This window comes from Kitasatospora sp. NPDC048662, assembly GCF_055587065.1.
In genome coordinates, this window is record NZ_JBVJHA010000002.1 from 290,328 (window position 1) to 302,740 (window position 12,413).

Consider the following 12,413-nt stretch of genomic DNA (forward strand, 5'->3'; position numbering starts at 1 on the left):
GGCTGAGCTCTCGGCAGTTTCGGTAAGAATAACGGTCACGCACCCCCGGAATGAAACCAAGGGCTCGTAAATGACCGGGATCACAGCACTTCCAGCGTTGAGGGGTGGCCCCCGACGAGAGCCGGGAACCACCCCTCAACGGTTGGGTCTGCCGTGCGACCGGTCTGCGGTTACTTCTTCAGCAGCTCGGCGGCGTTGCGCTCGAGGTCGTCGATGCCACCGCACATGAAGAAGGCCTGCTCCGGGACGTGGTCGTACTTGCCGTCCGCGATGGCGTTGAAGGCCTCGATGGTCTCCGACAGCGGGACGGTCGAACCCTCGACACCGGTGAACTGCTTCGCCACGTAGGTGTTCTGCGAGAGGAAGCGCTCGATGCGGCGGGCACGCTGCACCGTGATCTTGTCTTCCTCGGACAGCTCGTCGATACCGAGGATCGCGATGATGTCCTGCAGGTCCTTGTACTTCTGCAGGATCCCCTTGATACGGATGGCCGTGTCGTAGTGGGTCTGCGCGATGTACCGCGGGTCGAGGATGCGGGACGTGGAGTCCAGCGGGTCGACGGCCGGGTAGATGCCCTTCTCCGAGATCGGGCGCGACAGAACGGTGGTCGCGTCCAGGTGGGCGAAGGTGGTGGCCGGCGCCGGGTCGGTCAGGTCGTCCGCGGGGACGTAGATCGCCTGCATCGAGGTGATCGAGTGACCGCGGGTCGAGGTGATGCGCTCCTGCAGGAGGCCCATCTCGTCGGCCAGGTTCGGCTGGTAACCCACCGCGGAGGGCATACGGCCGAGCAGGGTCGACACCTCGGAACCGGCCTGGGTGAACCGGAAGATGTTGTCGATGAAGAGGAGCACGTCCTGCTTCTCGACGTCGCGGAAGTACTCCGCCATGGTCAGCGCGGAGAGCGCGACGCGCAGACGGGTGCCCGGCGGCTCGTCCATCTGGCCGAAGACCAGCGCGGTCTTGTCCAGAACGCCCGAGTCGACCATCTCGTCGATGAGGTCGTTGCCCTCACGGGTGCGCTCACCGACACCGGCGAACACCGACACACCACCGAAGTTCTCGGCGACGCGGTAGATCATCTCCTGGATCAGAACGGTCTTGCCGACACCGGCACCACCGAACAGACCGATCTTGCCACCCTGGACGTACGGGGTGAGCAGGTCGATGACCTTGATGCCGGTCTCGAACATCTCGGTCTTCGACTCGAGCTCGGAGAAGTTCGGGGCCTTGCGGTGGATCGGCCACTTGACCTCGACGGAGGCCTCGAACTCGGCCTTGTCGACGTTCAGCACCTCACCGAGGGCGTTGAAGACCTTGCCCTTGGTGATCTGGCCGACCGGGACGGAGATCGCCGCACCGGTGTCGGTGACCTGCGAGCCGCGGACCAGGCCGTCGGTCGGCTGCATCGAGATGCCGCGGACCAGGCCGTCGCCGAGGTGCTGGGCAACCTCGAGGGTCAGGGTCTTCTTGCCGGTGCCGTCGGGGTTGTCCACCTCGACGTGCAGGGCATTGAACATGTCCGGAATCGCGTCGACGGGGAACTCCACGTCGACGACCGGGCCGATGACCCGCGCGACGCGGCCCGTCGCCGTGGTCTCAACAGTGGTGGTCATAGTCATTCGCTCCCCGCGCTAGCGTCGGCCAGCGCGTTCGCGCCGCCCACGATCTCGCTGATTTCCTGGGTGATCTCGGCCTGACGGGCCGAGTTGGCAAGCCGCGTCAGCGACTTGATGAGCTCGCCGGCATTGTCCGTCGCGCTCTTCATCGCACGCCGGCGGGCGGCGTGCTCGGAGGCGGCCGACTGCAGGAGAGCGTTGTAGATCCGGCTCTCGACGTACCGCGGCAGCAGGGCGTCAAGGACACCCTCGGCCGACGGCTCGAAGTCGTACAGCGGGAAGATCTGGTTCTTCGCCGGCGACTTGTCGCTGAGCTCGACCTCGTCGAGCTTCAGCGGCAGCAGTCGGGCGTCCACGGCGGTCTGCGTCAGCATCGACACGAACTCGGTCGACACCAGGTGCAGCTCGTCCACGCCACCGGTCTCCGCGGTGAAGGCCTCGATGAGGTCCGCCGCGACGGCCTTCGCGTCCCCGTAGGTCGGCTTGTCCGAGAAGCCCGTCCACGAGTTCGCGACCGCGAGGTTGCGGAACCCGTAGTACCCGACGCCCTTGCGGCCGACGATGTACGTGACCACTTCCTTGCCCTCTTCGCGGAGCTTGGCGGCGAGCGCCAGCGACTGCTTGATGGCGTTGGTCGAGTAGCCGCCCGCCAGACCGCGGTCCGCCGTGATCAGCAGCACGGCGGCGCGCGAGGCACTCGGGTTCTCGGTGGTCAGCGGGTGCTTCGCGTTGGACCGGGTGGCCACCGCGGTCACCGCACGGGTGAGCTCATCGGCGTACGGGGTGGAGGCGGCCACCGCGCGCTGCGCCTTGACGATGCGCGACGCGGAGATCATCTCCATCGCCTTGGTGATCTTCTTCGTCGCGGTGACGGAGCGGATGCGGCGCTTGTAGACCCGAAGCTGTGCTCCCATGGGTCGTTACGTCCTTTCCCTCGCTACCGGACTCAGGCCTGCTCGGAGAGCAGCTTGCCGTCCGCCGTGGTGTAACCCTGCTTGAACGAGGTGATCGCCGCGGTCAGCGCGTCGATGGTGCCGTCCTCGAGCTTCTGGGTCTCGGCGATGCCGGTCAGGATGCCCTTGTGCTCCAGACGCAGGTGGTCCAGGAACTCGCGCTCGAAGCGACGGATCTCCGCGACCGGAACGTCGTCCAGCTTGCCGGTGGTGCCGGCCCAGATCGAGACGACCTGGTCCTCGACCGCGAACGGCTGGTACTGGCCCTGCTTCAGCAGCTCGACCATGCGCGCACCGCGCTCCAGCTGGGCCTTGGAGGCCGCGTCCAGGTCGGAACCGAAGGCGGCGAACGCCTCCAGCTCACGGTACTGGGCCAGGTCCAGGCGCAGGCGGCCGGCGACCGACTTCATGGCCTTGATCTGGGCGGAGCCACCGACGCGGGAGACCGAGATACCGACGTTCACGGCCGGGCGGATGCCGGCGTTGAACAGGTCGGACTCCAGGAAGCACTGGCCGTCGGTGATGGAGATGACGTTGGTCGGGATGTACGCCGAGACGTCGTTGGCCTTGGTCTCGATGATCGGCAGACCGGTCATCGAGCCGCCGCCGAGGGCGTCGTTCAGCTTGGCGCAGCGCTCCAGCAGGCGGGAGTGCAGGTAGAAGACGTCACCCGGGTAGGCCTCGCGGCCCGGCGGGCGGCGCAGCAGCAGGGAGACGGAGCGGTAGGCCTCGGCCTGCTTCGACAGGTCGTCGAAGACGATCAGGACGTGCTTGCCGTCGTACATCCACTCCTGGCCGATGGCCGAACCGGTGTACGGGGCGAGGTACTTGAAGCCGGCCGGGTCGGAGGCGGGAGCAGCCACGATGGTGGTGTACTCCAGCGCGCCGGCCTCCTCCAGGGCGCCGCGGACGGACGCGATGGTGGAGCCCTTCTGGCCAACGGCGACGTAGATGCAGCGGACCTGCTTCTCCGGGTCGCCCGAACGCCAGTTGTCGCGCTGGTTGATGATGGTGTCAACGGCGACGGCGGTCTTGCCGGTCTGGCGGTCACCAATGATCAGCTGGCGCTGGCCGCGGCCGATCGGGGTCATCGCGTCGATGGCCTTGATGCCGGTCTGCAGCGGCTGCTTGACCGACTTACGGGCCATGACGCCGGGGGCCTGCAGTTCCAGGGCACGACGGCCGGTGGAGGCGATGTCGCCCAGGCCGTCGATCGGGTTGCCCAGCGGGTCCACGACACGGCCGAGGTAGCCGTCGCCGACCGGAACCGAGAGGACCTCGCCGGTGCGGCGCACGGTCTGGCCCTCTTCGATGCCACCGAACTCGCCGAGGATGACGACACCGATCTCGCGGGTGTCGAGGTTCAGCGCGAGGCCGAGCGTGCCGTCCTCGAACTTCAGCAGCTCGTTCGCCATGACCGAGGGCAGGCCCTCGACATGGGCGATGCCGTCCGCCGCGTCAGTGACCGTGCCGACCTCTTCCACAGAAGCGGCGTCCGGCTGGTACGACTGGACAAAGTCGGCCAGCGCGTCCCGGATCTCCTCCGGACGGATCGTAAGCTCCGCCATCAGGCTTCCCTGCTCTCCTAGTTTGCGATCCTCGGCCCGCCATTGAGGGCCGCAAGTGCTCGACTCTCGGCCGGGTCGGGTGAACCGGCCGTACGTTTTGCCGGCCCACCTGGTGTGGACCGACGCCCGACCGAGGGTCGGATAGTGCTGGTGCTCAGCCTTCGAGGCCCTGGCGAGCGCCTTCGAGGCGGCTCGCGACGGTGCCGTCGATGATCTCGTCGCCGATCTGCACCCGGACACCGCCCTGGACCTCGGGGTCCACGTCGATGTTCAGGTGCACCGGACGGCCGTGCAGGCCGGCCAGCGCAGCGGCAAGCCGCTCCTTCTGGCGGTCCGACAGCGGCACGGCGGTGGTGACCAGGGCCACCACGCGGCCCCGCCGGGAGGCGGCGAGCTTGGAGTAGGTCTCCAGGCCACCCTCCAGGCTACGGCCCCGGGGGACGGTGACCAGGCTGGTGACCAGGCGGACGGTGCCCGCGTTGGCCTTGCCGCCGAGGAGCTTGCGGATCAGCGCCGTCTTGGCGGCCTTGTCGGCCTTCGGCTCGGTCAGCGCGGCGCGCAGCTCGTGCGAGCCCGCCACCACCCGGCCGAACCGGAACAGCTCGTCCTCGACGTCGTCCAGCGCGCCCGCCTTGTCGGCGGCGATGACCTCGGCGTACGCGGTCAACTGCTCGACCGCGTCGACCAGGTCGCGCGAGCCGGACCAGCGCGAGCGGACCAGGCCGGAGACCAGGTCGACGGTCTCGCCGGAGACCTGACCGGCCAGCAGCGAGGTGACCAGCTGGGCCTTGTCCTGACCGGACCGCGAGGGGTCGGTCAGCACGCGGCGCAGCGAGACCTCACGGTCCAGCAGCACGGTGACGGCGGCGAGTTCCTCGGCGAGCTTGGCCGCGTCCACCGAAGTGTTGTCGGTCAGGCTCTCGAGGTTCTCGCGACCGGCGGCGAGGGCCTCGCGGCTCGCGCCGATCACTTGGCCGCACCCTGGGCAGCGGCGGCCTTGGACTCCAGCTCGTCCAGGAAGCGGTCGATGACACCGCTCTGGCGGGCGTGGTCCTCCAGGGACTCACCGACGATGCGGGAGGCCAGCTGGGAGGCCAGCGAGCCCACGTCCTGGCGCAGGGCGGCGGTCGCCTGCTTCTTGTCGGCGTCGATCTGCGCGTGGCCGGCGGCGACGATGGCCTCGCGCTGACGCTGGCCCTCCTCGCGCATCTCGGCGATCAGGACAGCGCCCTGCTCACGGGCGTGCTCGGTGATCCGAGCGGCCTCGTGACGCGCCTCGGCCAGCTCGGCGCGGTACTGCTCCAGCAGGGCCTGGGCCTCGGCCTGAGCGGTCTCCGCGCGCTTCATGCCGCCCTCGATGGCGTCGCGGCGCTCCTCCAGCACCTTCTCGATGCTGGGGAGGAGCTTCTTGCCGAGAAGGCCGAAGACGATGAAGAAGCAGAGCAGGCCGATGATGACCTCGGGCCACGCGGGGAGAAGAGGGTTCATCTTCTCTTCAGCCGCGAGGAGAACCTCGGGGGTCATATCAGAACCTTTCGTCGGAATTGACTACCGGTGCGCCTGGCTCACTGGCCGTAGACGAACGGCATGACGATGCCGATCAGGGCGAGGGCCTCGGTCAGGGCGAAGCCGATGAACATGTTGGAGCGGATCAGGCCGGCAGCCTCGGGCTGACGGGCCATCGCCTGCACGCCGTTACCGAAGATCAGACCGACGCCGATGCCGGGGCCGATCGCGGCGAGGCCGTAGCCGATGGAAGCGACGGAACCGGACACAGCAGCGAGAGCGGACATCTCAGCTAATCCTTTGCGGGGATGGGATACCGGTGGGTGTTGGCCACCGGGAGTTCAGGGCGCGGCCGGGGCCGCGGGGCTCAGTGCGCCTCTTCCAGGGCACCGGCGATGTAGCTGCTGGCGAGCATCACGAAGATGTACGCCTGCAGGAACTGCACCAGCAGCTCGAAACCGGTCAGACCAACGGCCACCACGAAGGACACCGAGCCGTACAGGGCGCCGATGCTGGGGCTCAGCAGGTACCACGAGGCCACCGAGAAGACGACGATCAGCAGGTGACCGGCGAACATGTTGGCGAAGGCTCGGACCGCGAGGGTGAAGGGGCGCACGAAGATGTTCGAGAAGAACTCGATCGGCACCAGGATGAACATGACCCAGCCCGGGATGCCCGACGGCCAGCAGAGGTTCTTCATACCGCCGACGAAGCCGTGCTTCTTGAAGGTCAGCGTCATGTAGGTGATCCATACGATCGCCGCGAGCCCGACTGGGAACGCGATGCGCGACATCACCGGGAACTGGGCGAACGGGATGATGGACATGATGTTCATGATCCACACGAAGAAGAACATCGAGACCAGCATCGGGACGTACTTCTCGCCCTTTTTGCCGATCGTCTCGAGCACGATGCTCCGCTTGACGAAGTCGTACCCGATCTCGCCGACCAGCTGGAGCTTGCCCGGAAGCAGCTTCGGCTTGGCGAACGCGGCCCAGAAGAAGCCGACCACCAGGAGGGCGCAGATGATCGACAGCAGCATCGGCTTGGTGAAGTCGACGCCACCGACCGTAAAGATCGGCTTGAAGTCGAACTCGTTCAGGCCGGGGGCCGGGAAGCCGCAGCCGGAGTTCAGGTGGCAACCGGCCTCGGAGGCGAGCTGGACGTCAGCACCCACCACAGACTCCTTCGTTCTGACGCATGGTTACGGCAACCTCGGTGTGTCGGCGTGGCCTGCGGCCACGATGCGGCACTGGAACTAGTTGGATTTCTCGCGGACCCCGGGCGGCGCACATCCACGCCGCGGGATCTTCGAAAGCTTCGTGGAGCTGGGGGGCGATCCGTCCGATTTCCGGAGGGACCTGGCCGCTTCCCGTACTCCGCCGTTGGGACGGACGATAGCAGCCCGTCAGGAGGGCATAAACACCGCCCCCCTCGCGAGAGGGACGGTGCACCCCGCTCACGGTTGACGCCCGGATTTCGACTTGCCGTCGGGTTCCACGTAGAAGGTCTTCGCCCGCAGCCAGCCGCGCACCTGGAACGCCGTCCAGATGATCGCGAGCCCGAGCAGGGAGAAACCGAAGACCTTGTGGTCGAAGAACGAGAGGTGCTTGGCGACCGCCAGCAGAATGCCGATCAGCAGGATCTGCGTGGTGTACACCAGCAGCGCGGCCGCCATCAGCATCTGCGGATTGTTCCGGGTCAGCCGGTCGAGAGCGACCTGGCCGAAACCGAAGAAGCAGATCACCACCACCGTCGCCAGCAGGGCGCCGAGCAGGCCCTTCCCCTGGGCAACGGCGAAGGAGATCGCCATGGCGATCACTCCGGCGGCCGCAGTGGGGATTGCGGCGCCACGGAGGATCCGGGCGTCGTGGGACGGCATGTCGGCAGCTCCGGCGGCATGTCGGTGGCAAGGGGCAGAGGTACAAGGACGAGAACCACGCCGCGGACCGCCGGTGAGGGCGGAGCCTGTCGAGGGAGACCGACCAGGGACGGAAGTCCTCCATGTCAGGTCTTTCGGCGGGTTCTCGGTACTCGTGAACGGTATCACAAACTATTTGATGAGAGCTTTACCATGAACGTGTGGCACCTGTCACACCATCGGCCCACAGGTGCCGCCGAACGGGCGTCTCCGAACGGTCCAGCGGGAGTTGACGAAGCGTCAGGACTGCCGCTCCTCCCGCCGGCCGGACGCCGTCGCCCCCGTTCCGATCCGCCCCAGCAGGGCCTTGTCCTCGGCCGAAAGCTCGGCCATCGCGGGCGCCTCGGAAGCGTCCTCAACAGCCTCCCCGACGCCGGCCTTCGCAAGCTTCCCGGCCTTCCCGACCGTCTCAGCCTTCCCGACCGTCTCAGCCTTCCCGACCGTCTCAGCCTTCTCAGCCTTCTCAGCCGTCGCCGGAGCCTGCCCGGCGGCCCGCTCGCTGCTGCGGTAGCGGGGCGGCACGAACGGCTGGACGGCCTTCGGGGCGCGCGGCTTGAAGCGCGGCATCAGCAGCACCGCGAGGCCCACCAGGCACAGGCCGGCCATGGTGAGGACCACCGTGCGGCCGGTGTTGGTGATCGAGACCGCGACGGTGCCGAAGGCGATCAGCGCGGCCCAGAAGTACATGATCAGCACGGCCCGGCTGTGCGAGTGCCCGACCTCCAGCAGCCGGTGGTGCAGGTGCTGCTTGTCCGCCGCGAACGGCGACTTGCCCGCCCAGGTGCGGCGCACCACGGCCAGCAGCAGGTCCGCCAGCGGAAGCGCGATCACCGTCAGCGGCAGGATCAGCGGGATGTAGATCGGCACCAGGGCGTGCACCGCGATGGTCTGCGAGCCGGTCCGGGCCGAGATCAGGTCGGGGTCGACGCGGCCGGTGATGGAGATCGCGGCGACCGCCAGCATCAGGCCCAGCATCATCGAGCCGGAGTCACCCATGAAGATCCGCGCCGGGTGCAGGTTGTGCGGCAGGAAGCCCAGGCACATGCCGATCAGCACGGCGGTGAACAGCGCGGCGGGAGCGGCGTCGTTGATCCCGTAGCCCAGCCAGAGCCGGTACGAGTACAGGAAGAACGCGATCGCGGCGATGCACACCATGCCCGCCGCCAGGCCGTCCAGGCCGTCGATGAAGTTCACCGCGTTCACCATCACGACCACCAGCGTGACCGAGATGAGCATGCCCTGGGTGGGGGTGAAGGTGACGGTGCCGTAGCCGGGCACCGGGATGGAGATCACCGTGACGCCCTGCCAGACCATCACGCCGGCCGCGATCATCTGACCGCCGAGCTTCACCAGCGCGTCCACGCCCCACTTGTCGTCCAGGACGCCCAGCACGAACATGATCCCGGCCCCGGACAGCAGCGCCTTCACGTCCGCGCTCTGCACGAACAGCCGCCCCAGGTTGGTGAGTTGGGACGCCGCCAGCAGGCCGGCCAGCAGGCCGCCGAACATCGCGATGCCGCCGAGCCGCGGGGTCGGTTCGCGGTGCACGTCACGCGCCCGGACCGCGGGCATGGCGCCGGCGGCGATCGCGAACTTCCGCACGGGGCTCACCAGCAGGTAGGTCACTGCCGCGGAGACGAACAGGACCAGCAGATACTCACGCACCACTGGCCTCCAGGGTCACGGTCCGACGGACGAGTACGCAGGGTACTCCCGCGCAGGTTCGGGGTTCGAGGTGCGTCGCCACGGTGCACACCTTATTGACTCCGACGCCCAGCCCCCGCATCGCGGTTCGCCTCCACGGCCACCGGATGCTCAGCGGCGCCCGGCGAAGGCCCGCGCCAGCTCCCGGACCCGGCCCCGCACCGAGGCCGGCTCGGCCCCGGCCAGCACCCGTCCGAGCAGCTCACCGACCTCGCCGAGCTCGCTCTCGCCCATCCCCTGGGCGGCGCACGTCCCGGTGCCCAGCCGGATCCCGGAGGTCTCGGTGGGCGGCGCCGGGTCGTACGGGACGGCGCACCGCCCGAGCATCAACCCGGCTGCGGCGCACCGGCGTTCGGCCTCCACGCCGGTCAGGCCGAGGCCGCCGACCTCGGCGGTCACCAGGTGGGTGTCGGTGCCGCCGGTGAGCGGCGCGGCCCCGGCGGCGGCCAGTTCGGCGGCCAGCGCCCGCGCTCCGGCCACGGCCCGGCGGGCGTACCCGGCGAACTCGGGGGTGGCGGCCTGGGCCAGCGCCACCGCCTTGGCGGCCACCTCGTTCATCGCTGCCCCGCCCTGGCAGAACGGGAACACCGCCCGGTCGATCCGGTCCGCCAGTTCGTCGGTGCACAGCAGCAGGCCGCCGCGCGGGCCGCGCAGCAGCTTGTGGGTGGCCACCGCGGTGACGTCCGCGTACGGCACCGGGGAGGGTGCGAGGCCGGCCGCGACCAGGCCGGCGGACTGCCCGGCGGTGGCGATCAGGTAGGCGTCCACCTCGTCGGCGATCTCCCGGAAGGCCGCCCAGTCCAGGTGCCGGGGGTAGGAGATGCCGCCCGCGACGATCGCCTTGGGGCGGTGCTCGTGGGCCAGCCGGCGGACCTGGTCGAGGTCGATCAGGCCGTCCTCCTCGCGCACCCCGTAGCCGTGGAACTGGAACCAGCGGCCGGAGAAGTTGGCCCGCGAGCCGGCGCTCAGGTGGCCGCCGTGCTCCAGCGACATCGCCAGCACCGCGTCGCCCGGCCGCAGCAGCGCCGCGTAGGCCGCCAGCACGGCCGAAGTCGCGGACCGGGGTTGGACGTTGGCGTGCGGGGCGGCGAACAGCTGGCGGGCCCGGTCGATCGCCAGCAGCTCGACGGTGTCGGCGGGCGCGCAGCCGGTGTGGTGGCGGCGGCCGGGGTAGCCCTCGGCGTACTTGTCGATCAGCGGCCCGGTCAGCGCCGCCAGCACCGCGGGGGTGGCCAGGTTCTCCCCCGCCAGCAGTTGCAGGGATTCGGCCCGGCGCTCGTCCTCGGCGGACAGCAGGTCGGCGGTCAGCGGGTCCGCCGCGCGCAGGGCCTCGGCGGCCTGCCAGTGGGTCTGTCGGGCATCGGCGACCGTCATGGTGCGGCTCCCGGGTGGGGGGTCCCCCAGCCGAAGGCGAGGGGGCCGGTGCGGGCGGAGATTCCTCCAGCCTAGGTCGGCCCCGGTCGCCGGGCCCGCCCCCACGCGCGGGACTGGGCCTTTCGGCCGCGCCCCGGCCACCTGCATCGCCTGCGCACGCAGGCTTCACAAATTCTCCACCGAAACTTTAGTGGAGGGCGCTCAACTCACCGGTCCACGCCGGTCAGTGCGGTCACCACCGGGTCCAGCGCGTCGAATATCTCCTCGCCGCAGTTGCGGAACATGCCGATCGGCGCTCCGTACGGATCCCTCAGCTCGTCCGATTCCGGCGAGGCGGCCAGCAGCCAGCCGCGCAGGGCGGCGGCCGAGCGGACCAGTGCGCGGGCGCGTTCGGTCAGCCGCGCGCCGTCCCTGGGGTCGGGCAGGGTCCGCGGGTCGACCCTTTGCACCAACCGGGTGAACTCCTTCAGCGTGAAGGTGCGCAGACCCGCCGCGTGTCCCATCGAGATCACCTGCGCGCGGTGGTCCAGGGTCGCGGTCAGCACCAGATCGGCGTCGATCACGTGTTCGTCGAGCAGCTCGCGCCCGGCGAAGTCCGCGCTGTCCGCGCCGTACTCACCGAGCACGGTGGCCGCGTGCGCCTCCATCGGGGCGCCCTCGTGGCCCCAGGTGCCGGCGCTCTCCACCACGATCCGGCGGCCCACCCGGGCGCCCAGCCGGGAGTCCAGCTCCAGCCGGGCCAGTCGCTCGGCGATCGGGGAGCGGCAGATGTTGCCGGTGCAGACGAACAGGATCCGGAAGGTGTCCAGCGGGAGCGGCCCGGACGCCGGGAACGGCGCCAGGGCACTCCCCGCTCCGTACAACGGGGCGGCGGTCAACTGCCGGCCTCGACGTCCGGAGCGACCTCCCTCAGCTGCTCGACGCTGATCGCGCCCGCCCGCAGCACCACCGGCACCTTGCCGGTGACGTCGACGATGGTGGAGGCCGTGGCGTAATCGGCCGTCCCGCCGTCGAGGTAGATCGACACCGCGTCACCGAGTTGCGCCTCGGCCGCGTCGCAGGTGGACGGGGACGGGCCGCCGGTCTTGTTGGCGGAGGACACCGCGAGCGGGCCGGTGGCGTTCAGCAGTTCCAGCGCGACCGGGTGCAGCGGCATCCGGACCGCGACGGTGCCCCGGGTCTCGCCCAAGTCCCAGCGCAGCGACGGCTGGTGCCGGGCCACCAGGGTCAGGCCGCCCGGCCAGAACGCGTCCACCAGCTCCCAGGCCTGCTCGGAGAAGTCGGTGACCAGCCCGTGCAGCGTGGTCGGCGAGCCGACCAGCACCGGCGAGGGCATGTTCCGCCCGCGCCCCTTGGCCGCCAGCAGCGCGCCCACCGCCTCCGGCGAGAACGCGTCCGCGGCGATCCCGTACAGCGTGTCGGTCGGCACCACCACCAACTCCCCGCGGCGGATCGCGGTGGCGGCCTCACGCAGCCCGCTGGCGCGGTCCTGGGCGTCGGAGCAGTCGTATCGGCGGCTCATCGGAGCAATCCCCTTTCGGTGAAATCAGTGGTGGTCGCAGCGGAGCGCGACCGCTGCCGCGAGCGACAGCGCCCTCCGGACCGTCGAGCTGAGCCCGTGCGCAGCCCGCTCGGGCCGTCCAGCCGCGCCCGCGCCTTCACAACGCAGCCCGCTCGGGCCGTCGAGCCGCATCCGGTGCTCACGACAGACCCCTCCGGGCCGTCGCACCGCGCCCGCGTCCTCACGACAGACCCCTCCGGGCCGTCGCAC

12 protein-coding genes are annotated in these 12,413 nt (G+C 69.6%); all 12 read right to left on the minus strand.

What is annotated here, in order from left to right; translation table 11 throughout:
- Positions 1-170 precede the first annotated feature (170 nt).
- The gene (gene atpD / locus ACZ6R9_RS07255) at positions 171-1,613 is read right to left on the minus strand and encodes a F0F1 ATP synthase subunit beta (RefSeq protein ID WP_380482208.1); all 1,443 of its coding nucleotides are present in this window, start codon (positions 1,611-1,613) and stop codon (positions 171-173) included.
- A 2-nt stretch (positions 1,614-1,615) separates the two neighbouring features.
- A complete protein-coding gene (locus ACZ6R9_RS07260) occupies positions 1,616-2,530 on the minus strand; it encodes a F0F1 ATP synthase subunit gamma (protein WP_380482210.1) in 915 nt (304 codons plus the stop codon).
- A 32-nt stretch (positions 2,531-2,562) separates the two neighbouring features.
- Positions 2,563-4,137, minus strand: a complete 1,575-nt coding sequence (gene atpA, locus ACZ6R9_RS07265) for a F0F1 ATP synthase subunit alpha (protein WP_380482212.1) — start codon at positions 4,135-4,137, stop codon at positions 2,563-2,565.
- Positions 4,138-4,291: 154 nt separating this feature from the next.
- Positions 4,292-5,107: a F0F1 ATP synthase subunit delta gene (locus ACZ6R9_RS07270; protein WP_380482213.1), complete on the minus strand. Its 816-nt coding sequence runs from the start codon at positions 5,105-5,107 to the stop codon at positions 4,292-4,294.
- Positions 5,104-5,661 (minus strand): F0F1 ATP synthase subunit B, encoded by a 558-nt coding sequence (locus ACZ6R9_RS07275; RefSeq protein ID WP_035866145.1) that lies wholly within the window; start codon positions 5,659-5,661, stop codon positions 5,104-5,106. The genes ACZ6R9_RS07270 and ACZ6R9_RS07275 overlap by 4 nt, the downstream gene beginning before the upstream one ends.
- Positions 5,662-5,702: 41 nt before the next feature.
- A complete protein-coding gene (atpE, locus tag ACZ6R9_RS07280) occupies positions 5,703-5,930 on the minus strand; it encodes an ATP synthase F0 subunit C (RefSeq protein ID WP_043916032.1) in 228 nt (75 codons plus the stop codon).
- Between the two features lie 80 nt (positions 5,931-6,010).
- Positions 6,011-6,823, minus strand: coding sequence for a F0F1 ATP synthase subunit A (gene atpB, locus ACZ6R9_RS07285; protein WP_369880280.1), 813 nt, complete (start codon positions 6,821-6,823; stop codon positions 6,011-6,013).
- Positions 6,824-7,102: 279 nt separating this feature from the next.
- Positions 7,103-7,525 (minus strand): hypothetical protein, encoded by a 423-nt coding sequence (locus ACZ6R9_RS07290; RefSeq protein WP_380482216.1) that lies wholly within the window; start codon positions 7,523-7,525, stop codon positions 7,103-7,105.
- A gap of 279 nt (positions 7,526-7,804) precedes the next feature.
- Complete coding sequence (locus tag ACZ6R9_RS07295; RefSeq protein WP_380482217.1) at positions 7,805-9,229, minus strand: undecaprenyl/decaprenyl-phosphate alpha-N-acetylglucosaminyl 1-phosphate transferase; 1,425 nt, start codon at positions 9,227-9,229, stop codon at positions 7,805-7,807.
- A 150-nt stretch (positions 9,230-9,379) separates the two neighbouring features.
- Positions 9,380-10,642, minus strand: a complete 1,263-nt coding sequence (locus ACZ6R9_RS07300; RefSeq protein ID WP_465537036.1) for a serine hydroxymethyltransferase — start codon at positions 10,640-10,642, stop codon at positions 9,380-9,382.
- Positions 10,643-10,848: 206 nt separating this feature from the next.
- Positions 10,849-11,484 (minus strand): arsenate reductase/protein-tyrosine-phosphatase family protein, encoded by a 636-nt coding sequence (locus tag ACZ6R9_RS07305; RefSeq protein ID WP_380482345.1) that lies wholly within the window; start codon positions 11,482-11,484, stop codon positions 10,849-10,851.
- 32 nt (positions 11,485-11,516) lie between these two features.
- On the minus strand, positions 11,517-12,164 hold the full coding sequence (locus ACZ6R9_RS07310) for an L-threonylcarbamoyladenylate synthase (RefSeq protein WP_387637294.1): 648 nt from the start codon (positions 12,162-12,164) through the stop codon (positions 11,517-11,519).
- Positions 12,165-12,413 lie beyond the last annotated feature (249 nt).

Bases quoted from the DNA above. Each gene is read 5' to 3' on its own strand.
- atpD (WP_380482208.1), bottom strand. From the start codon at position 1,613: ATGACCACCACTGTTGAGACCACGGCGACGGGCCGCGTCGCGCGGGTC.
- ACZ6R9_RS07260 (WP_380482210.1), bottom strand. From the start codon at position 2,530: ATGGGAGCACAGCTTCGGGTCTACAAGCGCCGCATCCGCTCCGTCACC.
- atpA (WP_380482212.1), bottom strand. From the start codon at position 4,137: ATGGCGGAGCTTACGATCCGTCCGGAGGAGATCCGGGACGCGCTGGCC.
- ACZ6R9_RS07275 (WP_035866145.1), bottom strand. From the start codon at position 5,661: ATGACCCCCGAGGTTCTCCTCGCGGCTGAAGAGAAGATGAACCCTCTT.
- atpE (WP_043916032.1), bottom strand. From the start codon at position 5,930: ATGTCCGCTCTCGCTGCTGTGTCCGGTTCCGTCGCTTCCATCGGCTAC.
- ACZ6R9_RS07290 (WP_380482216.1), bottom strand. From the start codon at position 7,525: ATGCCGTCCCACGACGCCCGGATCCTCCGTGGCGCCGCAATCCCCACT.
- ACZ6R9_RS07300 (WP_465537036.1), bottom strand. From the start codon at position 10,642: ATGACGGTCGCCGATGCCCGACAGACCCACTGGCAGGCCGCCGAGGCC.
- ACZ6R9_RS07310 (WP_387637294.1), bottom strand. From the start codon at position 12,164: ATGAGCCGCCGATACGACTGCTCCGACGCCCAGGACCGCGCCAGCGGG.